Origin of the sequence: Immundisolibacter cernigliae, from assembly GCF_001697225.1 — a bacterium.
GTDB classification, from domain to species: Bacteria; Pseudomonadota; Gammaproteobacteria; order Immundisolibacterales; family Immundisolibacteraceae; genus Immundisolibacter; species Immundisolibacter cernigliae.
Genome location: NZ_CP014671.1, coordinates 825121 through 839991 on the forward strand (window position 1 = coordinate 825121; position 14871 = coordinate 839991).

Here is a 14871-nt window from a genome sequence, read left to right on the forward strand (position 1 = left end):
CGTCTGACTGGCGCGCGGCGCTGGCCTTATTCGATGTTCTGAATCTGCTCGCGCATCTGTTCGATCAGGACCTTCAGGCCGACGGCCGCCTGGGTGATTTCCATGTCGATGGCCTTGGAGCCGACGGTGTTGGCTTCGCGCCCGAGTTCCTGCATCAGAAAGTCCAGCCGCCGGCCGACGGCGCCGCCTTTGTGCAGGCTGCTGCGGATTTCCTTGACGTGGATGCCGATGCGGTCGAGCTCCTCGGCGATGTCGCCTTTCTGGGCGGCCAGCACCAGTTCCTGTTCCAGGCGGGCCGGTTCAACGGGCACGCCCAGCGCCGCGATGCGCTCGCGCAGCTTGTCGCGCCAAGCCTCGCGGATGGCGGGGATGCGCTCGCCGATTTTCGTGGCCAGTTCCAGCACGCCGGCGGCGCGTTCCTCGATCAGCTCGGCCAGGCGATCGCCTTCGCGGCGGCGGGTGGCCTTCAGCTCGCCAAAGGCGGCCTGCAGGGCGTGCATGGCTTCGTTTTCCAGCGTTTCCTGGTCGGCGCCGTCGGCGGACTTGACCACTCCCGGCCAGCGCAGCAGGTCGAGCGGGTTCAGCGACTCGGTGTGCGCGCCCAGGTGATCGCGCACCCGCATGGCGGCACTGATCACGGCCTGCAGCGCCGGTTCGTTCAGCTCCAGACTGGCGGCCTCGACGGGCGGCACGTAGCGCAGGCCGATGTCCACCTTGCCGCGGCTCAGTTCGCGGTTGGCCAGGTCACGCACGCGCGATTCCAGGCCGCGCAGTGTGTCCGGCAGGCGCAGCGATAGTTCCAGGTAACGGTGGTTCACGCTGCGCAGTTCCCAGGTGAATTCGCCCAGCGGCCCGCTGCGGCTGCTGCGGGCAAAGGCGGTCATGCTGGAAATCATGGGCGGTTCCGGGTTCGGGCGGGGCGGCCAAGTGTAGCGGACGGGCCGCATGGCTCTGCGGCTGGCCCGCGGGCTGCCGGGCTACAATGGCCGCCCTCTTGGCCGTCCATGCCGCAACCTGCGGTGCTCGCCGGCGGTCAGTCGATCCCCTGTTTTCCCACTTCAAGGACACGCCATGCGCCCGAGCGGCCGTCGGCCGGACCAGTTGCGTCCGGTCACCATCACCCGTCAGTTCAGCAAGTACGCCGAGGGTTCGGTGCTGGTCAGTTTCGGCGACACGCGGGTCATCTGCACCGCCAGCGTCGACGAGCGCGTACCGGGCTTCAAGCGCGGCAGCGGCAGCGGCTGGGTGACGGCCGAGTACGGCATGCTGCCGCGCGCCACCCATACCCGTAATCAGCGCGAGGCCGCCAATGGTCGCCAGGGCGGCCGCACGCTGGAGATCCAGCGCCTCATCGGCCGCGCGCTGCGGGCGGTGGTGGACCTGTCGGCGCTCGGTGAGCGCACCATCACGCTCGACTGCGACGTGATCCAGGCCGACGGCGGCACGCGCACGGCGGCCATCACCGGCGCCTACGTGGCACTGGTGGACGCTGTGGCCAGCCTGCGCAAGCGCCGGGCCATCACGCGCGATCCCATCCACGGCGCGGTGGCGGCGGTGTCGGTGGGCATCTTCGCCGGGCAGACGGTACTGGATCTGGACTACGCCGAGGATTCCACCGCCGAGACCGACATGAACCTGGTCATCAACGACGCCGGCGCCTTCGTCGAAATCCAGGGCACGGCCGAGGGTCACGCCTTCCGCGCCGAGGAGCTGGCGCAGTTGATCGCGCTCGGTCAGCAGGGCGTGGCCGAGCTGATCGCCCTGCAGCGGGCGGCGCTGGCCGGCTGATGCGCCTGGTGCTGGCCAGCGGCAACCGCGGCAAGCTGGCCGAGCTGCGCGGGTTGCTGGGCGATCTGCCGCTGAGTTTGCAGGCGCTCGGCGATTTCACCGCCGAGGCAGCCGAGGAAACGGCGCCCAGCTTCGTCGAGAACGCCATCCTGAAGGCCCGCCATGCCGCCGCCGCGTCCGGCCTGCCGGCGCTGGCCGACGATTCCGGGCTGGAGGTGGATGCGCTGGCTGGCGCGCCGGGCGTGCACTCGGCCCGCTACGCCGGGCCGGCGGCGGATGATGCCGCCAACCGGGCCAGGTTGCTCCAGCAACTCGCCAATGTACCGGCGGATCAGCGCACGGCGCGTTTTCGCTGCGTGCTGGTCTACCTGCGCCATGTCGCCGATCCGTGGCCGCAGATTTTCAGCGGCACCTGGGAAGGCAGGATTGCCCTGACCGAAGCCGGCCAGCACGGTTTCGGTTACGACCCGCTGTTCTGGCTGCCCGAGCACGGCTGCACGGCGGCGCAGCTGGACCCGGCCGACAAGGCGCGCCTGAGCCACCGTGCCCAGGCGGCGCAGGCGCTGCGGGCGTTCCTGCAGGCGCAGCTGGCCTGAGGTCAGTCGGCGCTGCGCTTCAGCCGCGCCGCACGAATTCCAGCGCGAACTTGCTGCCCAGGTACGCCAGCGCCAGCAGGGCAAAGCCGGCCAGGGTCCAGCGCACGGCGGTGCGGCCGCGCCAGCCGGCGCGGCGGCGGCCAATCAGCAGGGTGCCGATCACCAGCCAGGCGCCGATCGAAAGCGCCGTTTTTTCAAGCAGATGCGGCGCAAAGATGTCGCCCAGGAACAGCACCCCGGACAGCAGCGCCAGCGTCAGCGCGGCAAAGCCGAGCCCGAGCAGCTGGAACAGCAGCCGTTCCATGTCGCCCAGCGGCGGCAGTGCGCGCAGCACGCCGCCGGGCGTGTGCTGGCGCAGGCGCGAATCCTGGTAGGCCATGACCAGGGCCTGCAGGGCCGCCAGCGCCAGCAGGGCATAGGCGCTCAGCGACAGCGTGACGTGCAGCGCCAGCGGCAGCATGTCGACCGCCGGCAGCGGCGTCGAATGGTCCGGCAGCAGCATCAGCAGCACCGACAGTCCCGCCAGCGGCGCCAGCACGACGCCCAGGTTGTCCACCGAACGCAGGATCGAGATGCCCACGAACAGCAGCATCACCGCCGCCGCCAGCAAGGACACCGCATTGCCGAAACCCAGCGCCAGCGCCGGCCCGTCGGCGATCGTCGTGCGCAGCAGCCCCAGGTGCAGCAGGCCCAGCAGCGCTGCCGCGGCCCGCAACGCAAGGCGCGTGCCGCTCGCCGGCCGGCGCAGCTGCCAGACGTAGCCGGCGCCAAGGCCCAGGTAGGCCACGGCGAGCAGGATGGACAGGGCGTTGAAGGACATGCGGCGCGGCTAGCAACGGTGGGCGAGCCATTCTACTGGAGGCCCGGCCGGGCCTCGTGGCGATGATCGCCCGGCATAACCGGGCCTCTACAGCCAGCGATTTTGGCAGCGCGTCCCGGCGCTCCGGTTGCCGCCTCAGGCGGCGTGGGTCAACCGATGTTCCCGGCGCGGCGTGCCGGACAGGTGCAGCAGGTCGGCGCTGTGCAGCAGCAGCCTGTCGTCGCCGAGGTCGGCGGCGGCCAGACTGGCCAGCACCGCCGGGTTGCTGTCGATCATGGCGATGACGCGTTCGCCACGCTGCTCGGCCTGCGTTATGGCCGACAGCTTGCTCGCGCCGACATCGTCTCGCCAGCCGTGCGGCGTGAACCAGGCCAGTTCGTCGACGAACCGCAGGCGGCTGTCCGATGCCAGGTCGTTCAGGCAGCGCAGCGTGTCCTGGCGCAGGAACTCCGGACGCGCGGAGTTGATGCCGACCGCCGTGCGCGGCTGCTCATTCAGCCAGGCGGCCAGGCCCAGCAGGCCGCGGTAGGGCGCGTGGGCGAGGCGGGCAATCTCGCCGCAGCGGCGCTTGTGCTGGAACCAGGCGAGCACTTGCGGCTGTTCGTCGGCCGGCACCCGGCAGTGTTCCAGGATGGCTTCGATGCCACGTCCGAACGGATCGAGTGTGCCCGGATCAAGAGCACTGAAGTGGGAGCTGGCATGGTTGGCGTCGTAGGCGCGCAGCAGGCCGGTCAGCGCCAGGCGCATGTCCAGGAACGTGTCGTCGACGTCGAACAACACCAGCAGGCGTTGGTTTGGAAAGCGCTGCAGGCTGCGCTCGTGGTGGCTCAGCAGCGCGCGGGTCCAGTCGCGCATGGTCGGTATCCTCGTTCGGCTTGGGGCATGGGCGCATGCTGGAGGGCGCCGGTTAAACTTTGATGACCCCAATCGATTTGGCAGCAACCTTCATGCCGCAGCTGGTACTTGCCTCGACCTCGCCGCGCCGCCGTGAACTGCTGGCCCAGCTTGGCGTGAATTTCGAGGTGCTGGCCATGGCGGTCGACGAGCAGCCCTTGCCGGGAGAACTGGCGGCCGACCATGTATGCCGGCTGGCGCTGGCCAAGGCGCGCGCGGCCGCAGCGCAGCTCGGGCCGCAGGCCTGCGTGCTGGGCGCCGACACGGTGGTGGTGCTGGACGGGGAGATTTTCGGCAAGCCGGTCGACCGGGACGCTGCGGCCGCCATGCTGCGCCGCCTGTCCGGGCACACGCATACGGTGCTCAGTGCCGTGGCGCGTGTGCAGGGCGGTGCCCACGTCGTGCGCCTGAGCGAGAGCGAAGTGACGTTTCGAACCCTGTCGCCGGCCGAGATCGCGGCTTACTGCGACACCGGCGAGCCGCTCGACAAGGCTGGCGCCTACGCCATCCAGGGCCGGGCGGCGGCGTTCATCCGGCATCTTGAGGGCAGCTACTCGGGCGTGATGGGTCTGCCGCTGTTCGAGACCGCCGATCTGCTGGCCGGCGCCGGGGTGCTGGTCAGGGACTGAGGGCGCCGTGCGTCGATGCCATGCCGGATCACCCGGCTGCCATCAGCCGCCGGTGGGGCTCAGGATGATCTCCACGCGGCGGTTCTGCTGGCGACCGTCGGCGGTTTCGTTGGACGCGATGGGTTGGGTTTCGCCATAACCGAGGGTGGTCATGCGGCTGCTGGCCACGCCGCGGCCGGACAGATAGCTCGCGACGGCCTGGGCACGGCGCTCGGAGAGCTGCTGGTTGTAGCTGTCCGAGCCGGTGCTGTCGGTATGGCCGTTGATCTGCACCCGGGTGTCCTGGTATTCGGCGATGGTGGCGGCCACCTGATCCAGGGTGCTGTGGAAGGCGGGCGTGATCTGGGCGCTGTCGGTGGCGAAGGTGACGTGCCCCGGCATGTTCAGGATCACGTTATCGCCCTGGCGCGACACCTCCACGCCCGTGCCGGCCGTCTGCTGGCGCAGCTTTTCTTCCTGGTTCTGCATGTACTTGCCGACCCCGGCGCCGATGGCGGCACCCGCTGCCGCGCCGATGGCGGCACGCTGGCCGCGGTCACCGCCGCTCACGCCGCCGAGCACGGCGCCCGCGGCCGCGCCGATGGCGGCGCCCTTGCCGGTCCTGGACATCTCGCGCTGGCCGGTTTCGGGGTTGGTGGCGCAGCCGGCGACCAGCAGTGCGGCCAGGAATGCGGCCAGCCCGGGGGCGGCCGGACCATGAAAGCGTGTCTTGAACATGAATATCTCCGCGAGCGAGTCACCATTGACCGAGCAGTTGGACCGCGGCGGATCGCGCTTGTTGTCTTGTGCCGGCCGTGTGGCCGCGAGTTCACACGCCAGGCCGATGCTGGCCGGCGCGTTCATCGACAAGCCGCACGCGGCGTGCACCGATGATGTGGGCCAGCACCAGTGCCGGTAATGCCAGGCCCAGAACCCAGTGGCTGACCGACACCCACGGGCGCGCCATTTCATCGGCCACGTAGTACAGCGCCCAGCCGCCGAGGGCCAGCAGCCCGCAGGCGGCGAGCAGTACGAGCCCGCTGATTCGCCGACGGCGAGGTCGCCAGGCAGGCCACACGTGCATCGGCAGCAGTGCGCCAAGACCGAGCAGCGCCGGCAGGGCCAGCAGGCCGTGCAGGCGCATCAGCCAGGCTTCCAGCGGATGGTGCTCGGGGCCGAACGGTCCCTCCACGCGCAGCCAGGTGTGCAGCACCAGCCAGGCGGCGCCGGTGATCAGCAGCAGCAGGCAAAGGCCATATACCGCGCGCCGGCCGAGCGGCCCGAGGCGCGGACCCAGCAGCGTGTAGCGTGGGCCGGGTTTCATGCGGCGGGCAGCAGCAGGGCCTGCGCCTGCAGGCGGCGCAGGACAGGTTCGCAGGCGGCCGGATCGATGGCCAGCGGTTTGGTCAGCGCGTCGGCGTAAAGGCAGGAACGGGCCAGCACGGTCACGCTGCCGGTCGCCGCACAGGCCCGCCCGCGGCGCGGGTCGACCAGCGGCGAGCGCCAGGTCTGTCCGTGCCGGCGGCGGGTGTCCGCCACGCAGCTGGTCGCCACGGCGCCCTGCAGCAGCGGCGGCAGCAGCCGCAGCCGGGCCGGAGCGGCCGGATCGCGCACGCCGATCCGGCGCGGCTCGCGGCCGTAAAAGCGCAGGTCACCGCCGGCGTTCACACAGGCCTGCGGCACGCCGGCCCTGCGCAGGCTGGCGATGGCCAGATCCACCGCATAGCCCTTGGCGATGCCGCCGAGGTCAATCAGCAGCGGGCGCGCGAAGCGCACCATGCCGTTGGTGCCAAGGCGGATGTCGCGCCAGTCGCCGGTCGTTTCCGTGCTGTCCGGCAATCCGGGCAGATAACCCCAGCGCACCAGTGTCGGCGCGACGGTCACGTCGAAGCGGCCATCCGTGAGCGCGCTCAGCCGGCAGGCCGCGCGCAGCACACGCCGCAGGTGCCCGCTCACCGGCACCGGGCCGGCGTGCGCCGCGCGGTTCAGGCGCGACAGCTCGCTATCCGGTTCGTGAAAGCTCATCCGGCCGTGTACCTGCGCCACGGCCCTGAAGGCGCGGTCGATGGCCCGTGCAAGCTGCGCCGGCGGCAGGCCGGTCGCCTCGATGCCGACCAGCGTGCCCAGCCACGGCTGCGCCCGGCGCAATGCGCCGGTCAGTGACTGCGTCAGGGGAGCATTCACGGCGCAGCGCCGAGCAGCGCGCGGTGGGTGGCCAGCAGGCGCCGCACACCATCGGTCAGGTGACGGCAGGACAGCGTGGCGCCGCTGATGTTCTGGATGTCGCGCCCGAGCTTGACCGCATCGCTCGCGTCCTTGCCCAGGAACTGCGCCCGCCAGCGCGGCTGGCGCACTTGGTCGCCGTGCGTCTCGCGGTAATCGAGGATTTCCACACCCGCCACCTGGCCATCGGCCGTGACCGCCAGCGCGTAGGTGATGAACTCATGCTTGCCGTAGACCTGATCCACGAACAGGTGGCCGAGCAGCGTGTCGCCTGCCATGGCGCGCCACACCTTGGGTTTGCGGTTGACGACGCGGGTATCGCTGGCCTGTTCGATGGCGCGCACCTGTTCGGCCGTGAGTTCGACCGCTTCCGCGGCGTAGCCGGTCCCGGTCGGGAACAGCAGCCGCTGCGCCTGTTCGATGCTCAGGTATTGCGTGGCCTGCGCCGCCAGTGGCGTGACCAGCAACGGGACGGCGAGCCACGGGGAGGGCAGCGGGCGGGACATGGCGGCTATGCTGCCCTTGATGCGAATGATTCGCAATGTTTGGGACTTGATACGCCTCAAGCCCGGCCCGAAAGCACCGCTGCGGCGACCTGTGTTCGCGGCAATCCCGGGTCGGCCGGCATAATTGCGCCCCGGCCGGGCATGTCCCGCTCCTGTCGACAGATCAACCATCGCTTCATGAAACTCTGGCGTCTGCTTCTTCTGCCCGCGCTGGCGCTGCTGCTGGGTGCGCTGGCGCTCGGCCTGCGGCACGATCCGAAGCAGATTCCCTCGCCGCTGGTCGGCAAGCCGCTGCCGGCCATCGCGGGCGAGACACTGGACGGGCAGCCGGTCGATCTGGCCAAGGCCGGACAGGGCGGGCCGCTGCTGATCAACGTGTGGGCCTCGTGGTGCGAGTCCTGCGCCGTGGAGCATCCGGTGGTGGTAGCGGCGGCGCGGCAGTTCGGTGACCGGGTGACCTTCATCGGCCTCAACTACCGGGACAAGCGCGAACTGGGCGAGGCCTGGCTGGCCGAGCGCGGCAACGCCTACCGCTGGTCGTTCTTCGATCCCGAGGGCCGCGCCGGCATCGAACTTGGCGTGTACGGCGTGCCGGAGACCTTTTTCGTGGCCGCCGACGGCACGCTGCTGGCCAAGCACGTCGGGCCGCTCGACACGGACAGCCTGCGCGGCTACCTCAAGACGCTGTTCGGGGTGAGCTGATGCGCGGGCTTGTGATTGCGCTGCTGCTGCTGGCGCCGCTGGCATGGGCTGATGTGGTCAGCGAAGACCCGCAGCAGCGGCAGATGCTCGAAATCGCCGAAAAACTGCGCTGCGCGGTGTGCCAGAACCAGTCGGTGGCGGAGTCGAATGCCGAACTGGCGCAGGACATGCGCCGGATCATCGTCGAGCAACTTGCCGCCGGGCGCAGCGAGGCCGAGGTCATCGACTACTTCCGCGCCCGCTACGGCGATTTCGTCCTCATGCGACCCCCGCGGCAGGGTTCGGGCGCTCCGCTGTGGTGGGCGCCGTGGGCGATCCTGGCGGCGGCCGGCGGCGGGGCTTTCATCTACCTGCGCAGGCGCCTGCGCGCTCAGGAGCGTTCGTGACAGCACTCGTTCTGACCGGCCTGGCGGTGCTGGCCGCGGTGGCCTGGCTGGTGCTGCGCCTGCCGTCGCCGATAACTGCCACCGACACCCTGGCGACACGGCGCGCGCAGTTGCAGGCGAGCCTGGACGAGCTGGCCCGCGCCCGCGCCGACGGCATGCTGGACGAGGCGAGCTTTGCCGACGAACAGCGTCGCCTGCAGGCCGACATTGCGGCCCTGGCGCAGGCCGGCCCGGCAGCGGCGCGGACCGCGTCGCAGCCCGGCAGCCGAGGATGGCCGTTCGCGCTGGCGGTATTTGTCCTGCTGCCGGCCGCGGCCGTGGGGCTGTATGGCTATTTGCAGGGTCCGTTCTGGCAGCAGCTTGATGCCGCGCAGAAGGCTCCGGATGCCGCCGCGGCGCCGGTCGATCCGGCGGCCATGGTGGCGCGGCTCGAAGCGCGTCTGGCCAAGGACGGCAGTGATCCCGAAGGCTGGCGGCGCCTGGGCCGCTCCTACGTCGTGCTCGGCCGCCCGGCCGACGCGCGGCGTGCCTACGACCGCGCGGCGCAGCTGGCGCCGGACGATCTGACGCTGCTGGAAGGCTACGCGGACGCCGCCGAGCCCGGCGTGGCTCCGCCGCCCGGCATCGCGGCCATGATCGCCACCGTCGAGCAGGGCATCCTGGCCACGCCGGACGATCCGCGTGCCTGGGTGCGCGCCGGCTTTGCGCGCAGCATGCAGGGCGACCGCAGCGGCGCCCGCGACGCCTACGCCCGTGCTCACGAACTGGACCCGCAGCGCCCGGAAGTGCTGGCCGCGTATGCTGCCAGCGAGTACGCCCTGAACCCGCAGCAACCCAGCGCGCGGGCGGTGGAACTGTACGAGCGCCTGCTGAAGATCAACCCCGACAACGGCTCCGCGCTGTGGGTGCTCGGCCAGGCCGCGCAACAGGCCGGGCAGCCTGCCCAGGCGCGCGAGCATTGGCAGCGCCTGCTGGGGCTGCTGCCGGCCGATTCGCCGATGCGGGCGCAGGTGCAGCGGGCGATCGACGCGGTAACGGGAGGCGCTGGGGCGCCGTAGCCCAGGGGACCTCGAAAAACCACTCCCCTGCGGTTTTTCGAGAACGTCTTTCGCGGGGGGGCCGAGAATGACTCACGCCATTTCAATTGCTTGCGCTATTCATGCGTTGGGGCATGGATGCCCCAAAGGGCGCCTCGCAAGGTTTTTCGAGGTGCCATCAAGTCCGCGGCTGAATGTGGAAGCGCAACTGCGCTGAGCCATGGGGTTCCGTTTCGAAAGCCAATCAGCCGATCCGTGCACAGCCTAGTGCGGCGTAATCCGCAGCACCCGGTTGGCACGCGATTCGGCCAGGTACAGGCCGCCATCGGGCAGCAGGACAATGCCCTGCGGCTGGCGCAGGCGACGCGCAATGGTGCGCTGCCTGCCGTCCGCGATGCGCACCAGCTTGCCGCTGCGCACGCGGCTGATGACCGCCCACAGGCTGCCGTCGGCGCCGCAGGCGAGCTGGTCGATGCCGCGCAGGTCTTCTGCCAGCACTTCAAGGCCGGCCGGGCCGTGGGCCAGGATGCGGCCGGTGCCACTCTCCGCAATGCCGATGCGCCCGTCCGGCAGATTGCACAGGCCTTTGGGGCTGCTGAGGCCGTCCACCAGCACCGCCGGTTCGGCGCCCTCGCGCAGTACCCAGAGCCGGCCGGCCGAGACGCCTTGCGCCACCACCGTGCTGCCGTCGGGACGTCGCAGCAGACCTTCCGGCTTGTCCATGCGCGCCAGCACGCGCAGCCGCGCCGTGGTCGTGTTGTAGGCCATCACGCGGCCATCCGGATCGGTTTCGCTGACCAGCACGCTGTCGTTGAGGGCCAGCAGGCCATCCGGTTCGCCGAAGTCGCCGAACACGGTTTTCGGGCCGTCCGGGGTCAGTTCCACCAGCAGGCCGGGGATGGTTTCGAGCGCCACGTAGCGCAGCCGCCCGTCGGCGCCCAGGGCCAGGCTGGCGGGTCGGGACAGGCGGATTTTGTCGGTGATTTTCCAGCCGTCACGCACGTGCAGCGGCCAGCGGGCGCCGTAGTACACGCCGCCGACCAGCGCCAGGATCAAGGCCAGGGAGGCGAGCCGGCGGACGCGCCGCAGGCGGTTGCGGCGGCGTCGGTCCGGAGCCGAGCGTCGATTGACATCTTTCGAAACCATGGGTCGGTATGCCTTGCGGTCTGGGACGTGGGGATAGTAGGGGCACGGCATGCCGCGGGCACCCTGGGTTACCGGGCACCGCGCACAAGACTATCCTGTCACTTCTGGAGGTACAGAACGGGGAGAACGCCATGCTTTCGACCAAAGATAACGAACGCCTGACCAGAATCGGGCCGGGCACACCGGCCGGAGAACTGCTGCGCCGTTACTGGCAGGCTCTGTGTCCGGTCGCGGATCTGTACCCGGACGTGGAGGCCGACCGCCGCCTGCGCGCCGATCTCGATACCGGCGCCTGGACCCGCTGGGGCGAACTCACCCGCCAGACCATCGAAGACGCAGGCCAGCACGAGGTGCTGAACTGGATTTGTCTGGCCGGTGCCATGGCGGCCATCGGGCACCACGCGCGGGTCGTCGACTTCGTGGAAAGCTGGGTGTTCAACTCCAGCAAGTGTTTTGCGCTGTTCGCGCCGGCCTGAAACAGACCGACAGGAGACCGCTCATGGCCGACATCGTTGCCGCCTTCGGGGTGAGTCACGCCGCGTTCATGGTGCGCGCCTGGGATCAGGCCAGCCCGGCCCAGCGCGCCGCCGTGGGCGACGGTTACAAGGCCATGGCCACCCGGCTGCGCGCGGCGCGCCCGGACGTGGTGCTGGTGGTGGCGTCGGACCATTTCCGCAGTTTTTTCCTGGACCACATGCCGGCGTTCTGTCTGGGCGTCGGCACGCGCAGCGTGGGCTGGGGCGATGGCGGCCTGCCGCGCTACGAACTTGCCGTGCACGACGGCCTGGCGCGCGGCCTGCTCGAAGGCCTGATCGCGCGCGGTCACGACCTGGCATTCGCGCGCAACCTGCCGCTCGACCACGCCTTCATGACGCCGGTGCACCTGCTGTTTCCGCAGGCGGACCTGCCCATCGTGCCGCTGTTCCAGAACTGCGTGGCCCCGCCGCTGCCCAGCGTGGGCCGCTGCCTGCAACTGGGCGCTGCGCTGCGCAGCGTGCTGGCGGACCTCGAACCGGGCCTGCGCGTGGCCCTGATCGGCACCGGCGGGCTGTCGCACGAAGTGCCGCTGCATGACTGGCGCACCCTGCCCGACGACGAAACCGGCCAGGCGTGGCTGGCGTTCATGTCCGCCGGGCGCGCCGGCGCGGACCCGGAAACCGGCAAGCGCATCGCCGCCGAGGTGGACCGCTGGGGTCGCGAGGGCCTGGGCCGCATCGATGAAGAATTCGACCGCGAACTGCTCGCCTGGATGCAGGCCGGAACCTACACGCGTCTCGCTGATCTGGACGCCGCCACCATCGCCCGGCGCGGCGGCAACGGCGGCCAGGAAATCCGCAACTGGGCCACGGTGATGGGCGCCGTGCCGGACACCCACGGCGAGGTGCTGTTCTACGAAGCCGTGCCGCAGTGGCTGACCGGCGTGGCGGGCGTGGCCTTCGGGTGAGCGGCCCTCGGCGGTCCCGCCACCGAGGTATCCGCGGCGCGGCTTGCCGGTCCGATTGGACCGACAGGCTTGCCTGCTCCTTGCTGCTATCGCGGCCGCGAAGTACTCGCGCGTCAGCCCGACGATCACCGCGGTAGTCGGCGGTGACGCCGCCGGTTTCGTCGCTGCGGGTCGGCGCGCCGTACGGATCATAGTCGTACGACGCCAGCACCTGGCCGTCGCCCATGCGCAGGTCGCGGATGGAGCCCAGGTGATCCTCGGCGTAGAAGGCAGCCACATCGCCCGTGGCCGACACGGCCAGCTCGCCCTCGTCGTAGTAGCGGCGGGTCACCGTGTCGGCGCCGTCGCGCGCCTGGCAGATACGCTCGCCGCACCACAGGTACCGCGTTTCGGTGGCGGTGGTGCCGTCGGTTTCGACGATCGCGGTGCGCCGGCCGAAGGCGTCGTAGCGGAACGACGTGGATTGACCCGTGCCGGTATGGCCGATGCGCACCAGGCGTTGCTCGGCATCGTAGGCGTAGGTGCGTGTGCCGTCGTCGGTGAGGTTGCCGGCGGCGTCGTGGACGAAGGCGTGGGCGTTGCGCAGGTCGATTTGGTTCAGGGTGTTGTAGGTGCTGGTGGTAGCCGTGTTGGGGTGACGGTAGGTGTCACGTCCCGGCCGATTATTTGGCCTTCGATGAAACAGCTCCGGTTTTGAAGCGTACCAGTGCTGAAGCGCTTGAGCCGGAGTCTGGGCGTTCAGTGCCTTCTGCGGCAAGTGGTGGTTGTAGAGCGTGACATAGCGGTGCAGGGTCTGCTCCAGGTCCTCGCTGGACCTGAAGTGGTGCGTGCGCAGCAGGTCCGCGATGCGCCCGTTGAAGCGCTCGACCATGCCATTGGTCTGCGGGTGGCGCGGGGGCGTCAGACGGTGCTCGATGCCCAGTTCCTGGCACAGGCGATCGAACTCATGCGTCCCGGTCGGGGCCCGCGCCCGGCTCCCGAACAGCCGGTCCGTGAACTCGGTGCCGTTGTCGGTGAGCAGGCGCGTGATGCGCACCGGGCAGGCCGTGGCCAGGGCACTGAGGAAGGCGCGCGCCGAGCGCGCGCTCTTGTCGGCTTTCAGGGCCACGTAAACCCAGCGGGTGGCCCGATCGATGGCCACGAACAGGAACCGGCGCCGGTCCTCGTCGGCCATCTGCGGCAGGTACTTCACGTCGACGTGCACAAAGCCGGGCACGTAGGTCTTGAAGGTCTTGCTGACCGCTTTGTCCGGCGCCGGGCGCAGGGCGCGCAGGTTGCCCACGCCGTGGCGGCGCAGGCAGCGGTCCAGCCCGGAGCGGGACACGTCCGGACACAGGAACTCGCGCGTCACCGCCAGCAGGTCGTCCAGCGGCAGCAGCAGGGCCCGGCGCAGGTAGACCACGATCGCCTCCTGGCCGGGGGTCAACGTCGTTTGCAGGCGGTGCGCGGTGTGCGGCCGGTCGTAGACATCCGGGCGCCGCTTCCATTTGTAGATCGTCGGCTCGGTGACGCCAAAGCGGCGGGCCAGCACCGCCACCGGCTCATCACTGGCCGCGATCTGCGCCCGCACGTGGGGCGTGGTGCGGGCTTGTTTGTGCAGTGCAATCAGCATGCGGACACCTCCCGATCAACCGCTTTCCCGTCCCCTGCCAGCTCCCGGAACACCTCGCGCGCCAGCAGCAGCGGGGACCGAGACGGAACTATATGATGATCCGGGATGGAACAGGTAGGAACCCCAACGAATCCGGCTACCAAGCGTTGGGGTTCGTTCCTCACCCCAATCTACGCGGGCTTGCTATTGGGATAACATCCAGCTATATGCAATATGATGAGCAGAGTTGAGTACAAGGAATCTGTATCTGTTCACCAAGTCATTGCAAACATAGAATTCCACCGCTACGTCTGATCGCATCCATTCTATGGCCTCACGAACATCCAACCGCTTTGCTATGTCGCCGTTCGCTGGAAACCTGACATCATTTTTGGCGATTGCCTTACACCATTTACCTAATCCTTCCATTGGTTTCACGGACCGGAATCTCAACCATGTTTCGTTAGTGTCGATGTTATGAGTCTCAGATATCTCGAAGGAGTCATTCGGCAACCAAATCGGCAGCCATTTTCCCTCGCCGATTGCGTTAGCTTTTTTCGCCTCATTGTACGAGATGTATTGAGATGTCTTCGTTTCACTGGCAGCCATTACGCATAGAATAAATATCGTTACAAACACGAATCCCGTCACACAAATACCAACAATCGTTCCGAGGCGCATTTTTTTCTCAAAATTGCGGAGGGAAACTTCCACCCGGGCGATAAGGTGCACAAAGCAAGCGACAATCCCCCTTTGGATTTGAAGCTCCTTGATTTCGACCAAAGACGTTGACCAGCTGATCTGCAGCTGAATATCCCGGTGGATCGCCTTGAATATTCTGGTCGAACCATTCTCGAGTGTCACTCATCAGGCAGGCGGTAGCCTTCCCGCTTGGTCCTCTCTGAGCCGCTTCACAATTGGCCCGACAATGAAAATATTTATCTTGGTTCGTCCAGCCCGCATGACTGCCACCTACGCCGTAAGTTGCATCCATCATGTCGGCATAACTTTGGACAAAATCAGCGACCGCAGCAGGGTTTCCAGGAAACGTTCCTGGAGCCGGAGGACGGTATCCTGGTGTACCGCTGCCCATTAGGCCATTGGGGTCAACATAATTAATCGGACTATTC

At 68.7% G+C, this 14871-nt stretch carries 18 protein-coding genes and 1 pseudogene; 8 read left to right on the top strand and 11 right to left on the bottom strand.

All coding sequences use genetic code 11. From position 1 onward, the window contains the following. Positions 1-26: 26 nt before the first annotated feature. A complete protein-coding gene (locus tag PG2T_RS03875; RefSeq protein WP_068802912.1) occupies positions 27-896 on the bottom strand; it encodes a YicC/YloC family endoribonuclease in 870 nt (289 codons plus the stop codon). A 175-nt stretch (positions 897-1071) separates the two neighbouring features. Here PG2T_RS03875 and rph point away from each other — a divergent pair, with 175 nt between their 5' ends. Together rph and rdgB are read left to right on the top strand one after the other, a co-directional pair. Continuing rightward, positions 1072-1788, top strand: coding sequence for a ribonuclease PH (rph, locus tag PG2T_RS03880; RefSeq protein WP_068802913.1), 717 nt, complete (start codon positions 1072-1074; stop codon positions 1786-1788). Further along, the gene (gene rdgB, locus PG2T_RS03885) at positions 1788-2384 is read left to right on the top strand and encodes an RdgB/HAM1 family non-canonical purine NTP pyrophosphatase (RefSeq protein ID WP_068802914.1); all 597 of its coding nucleotides are present in this window, start codon (positions 1788-1790) and stop codon (positions 2382-2384) included. Before rph ends, rdgB begins: the two co-directional genes overlap by 1 nt. A 19-nt stretch (positions 2385-2403) precedes the next feature. On the opposite strand, the gene PG2T_RS03890 is transcribed toward rdgB, so the two are convergent. Continuing rightward, positions 2404-3204 carry a cytochrome C assembly family protein gene (locus PG2T_RS03890; protein WP_068802915.1) on the bottom strand — a complete coding sequence of 267 codons (801 nt, stop codon included), beginning with the start codon at positions 3202-3204 and terminating at the stop codon, positions 2404-2406. Between the two features lie 135 nt (positions 3205-3339). Next, positions 3340-4059: a hypothetical protein gene (locus PG2T_RS03895; RefSeq protein ID WP_068802916.1), complete on the bottom strand. Its 720-nt coding sequence runs from the start codon at positions 4057-4059 to the stop codon at positions 3340-3342. 92 nt (positions 4060-4151) lie between these two features. On the opposite strand from PG2T_RS03895, the gene PG2T_RS03900 reads away from it, so the two are divergent. Then, entirely contained in the window at positions 4152-4727 is a 576-nt protein-coding gene (locus PG2T_RS03900) for a Maf family protein (RefSeq protein WP_068807685.1), read from the top strand. 42 nt (positions 4728-4769) lie between these two features. On the opposite strand, the gene PG2T_RS03905 is transcribed toward PG2T_RS03900, so the two are convergent. The 4 genes from PG2T_RS03905 to PG2T_RS03920 form a co-directional block, all read right to left on the bottom strand. Continuing rightward, positions 4770-5444, bottom strand: coding sequence for a YiaD family glycine zipper/OmpA-like lipoprotein (locus tag PG2T_RS03905; protein ID WP_068807689.1), 675 nt, complete (start codon positions 5442-5444; stop codon positions 4770-4772). A gap of 91 nt (positions 5445-5535) precedes the next feature. Then, positions 5536-6030 (bottom strand): hypothetical protein, encoded by a 495-nt coding sequence (locus PG2T_RS03910; RefSeq protein WP_068802917.1) that lies wholly within the window; start codon positions 6028-6030, stop codon positions 5536-5538. Then, the gene (locus tag PG2T_RS03915) at positions 6027-6890 is read right to left on the bottom strand and encodes an FAD:protein FMN transferase (RefSeq protein ID WP_158513142.1); all 864 of its coding nucleotides are present in this window, start codon (positions 6888-6890) and stop codon (positions 6027-6029) included. Before PG2T_RS03915 ends, PG2T_RS03910 begins: the two co-directional genes overlap by 4 nt. Then, positions 6887-7435, bottom strand: coding sequence for an FMN-binding protein (locus tag PG2T_RS03920; protein WP_068807694.1), 549 nt, complete (start codon positions 7433-7435; stop codon positions 6887-6889). The genes PG2T_RS03915 and PG2T_RS03920 overlap by 4 nt, the downstream gene beginning before the upstream one ends. A gap of 177 nt (positions 7436-7612) precedes the next feature. On the opposite strand from PG2T_RS03920, the gene PG2T_RS03925 reads away from it, so the two are divergent. The 3 genes from PG2T_RS03925 to ccmI are packed head-to-tail and all read left to right on the top strand — an operon-like array spanning position 7613 to position 9581. Further along, entirely contained in the window at positions 7613-8137 is a 525-nt protein-coding gene (locus PG2T_RS03925; protein ID WP_068807697.1) for a DsbE family thiol:disulfide interchange protein, read from the top strand. Beyond that, the gene (locus tag PG2T_RS03930) at positions 8137-8523 is read left to right on the top strand and encodes a cytochrome c-type biogenesis protein (RefSeq protein WP_145930986.1); all 387 of its coding nucleotides are present in this window, start codon (positions 8137-8139) and stop codon (positions 8521-8523) included. The genes PG2T_RS03925 and PG2T_RS03930 overlap by 1 nt, the downstream gene beginning before the upstream one ends. Continuing rightward, positions 8520-9581 (top strand): c-type cytochrome biogenesis protein CcmI, encoded by a 1062-nt coding sequence (ccmI, locus tag PG2T_RS03935; protein WP_068802918.1) that lies wholly within the window; start codon positions 8520-8522, stop codon positions 9579-9581. The genes PG2T_RS03930 and ccmI overlap by 4 nt, the downstream gene beginning before the upstream one ends. A gap of 243 nt (positions 9582-9824) precedes the next feature. Here the strand turns inward: ccmI and PG2T_RS03940 are convergent, their stop codons facing one another. Further along, entirely contained in the window at positions 9825-10706 is an 882-nt protein-coding gene (locus tag PG2T_RS03940) for an NHL repeat-containing protein (RefSeq protein WP_068802919.1), read from the bottom strand. A gap of 131 nt (positions 10707-10837) precedes the next feature. On the opposite strand from PG2T_RS03940, the gene PG2T_RS03945 reads away from it, so the two are divergent. Beyond that, the gene (locus PG2T_RS03945; RefSeq protein ID WP_068802920.1) at positions 10838-11182 is read left to right on the top strand and encodes a hypothetical protein; all 345 of its coding nucleotides are present in this window, start codon (positions 10838-10840) and stop codon (positions 11180-11182) included. 23 nt (positions 11183-11205) lie between these two features. Beyond that, the gene (locus PG2T_RS16595; RefSeq protein ID WP_068802921.1) at positions 11206-12150 is read left to right on the top strand and encodes a DODA-type extradiol aromatic ring-opening family dioxygenase; all 945 of its coding nucleotides are present in this window, start codon (positions 11206-11208) and stop codon (positions 12148-12150) included. A gap of 646 nt (positions 12151-12796) precedes the next feature. Here PG2T_RS16595 and PG2T_RS16605 read toward each other — a convergent pair. The 3 genes and pseudogenes from PG2T_RS16605 to PG2T_RS16930 form a co-directional block, all read right to left on the bottom strand. Next, a pseudogene (locus PG2T_RS16605) lies at positions 12797-13762 on the bottom strand (IS481 family transposase); the annotation flags it as partial. A 183-nt stretch (positions 13763-13945) separates the two neighbouring features. Beyond that, a complete protein-coding gene (locus PG2T_RS17095; protein WP_472382574.1) occupies positions 13946-14422 on the bottom strand; it encodes a YbbD-related protein in 477 nt (158 codons plus the stop codon). A gap of 7 nt (positions 14423-14429) precedes the next feature. Then, entirely contained in the window at positions 14430-14834 is a 405-nt protein-coding gene (locus PG2T_RS16930; RefSeq protein WP_083214749.1) for a hypothetical protein, read from the bottom strand. Positions 14835-14871 lie beyond the last annotated feature (37 nt).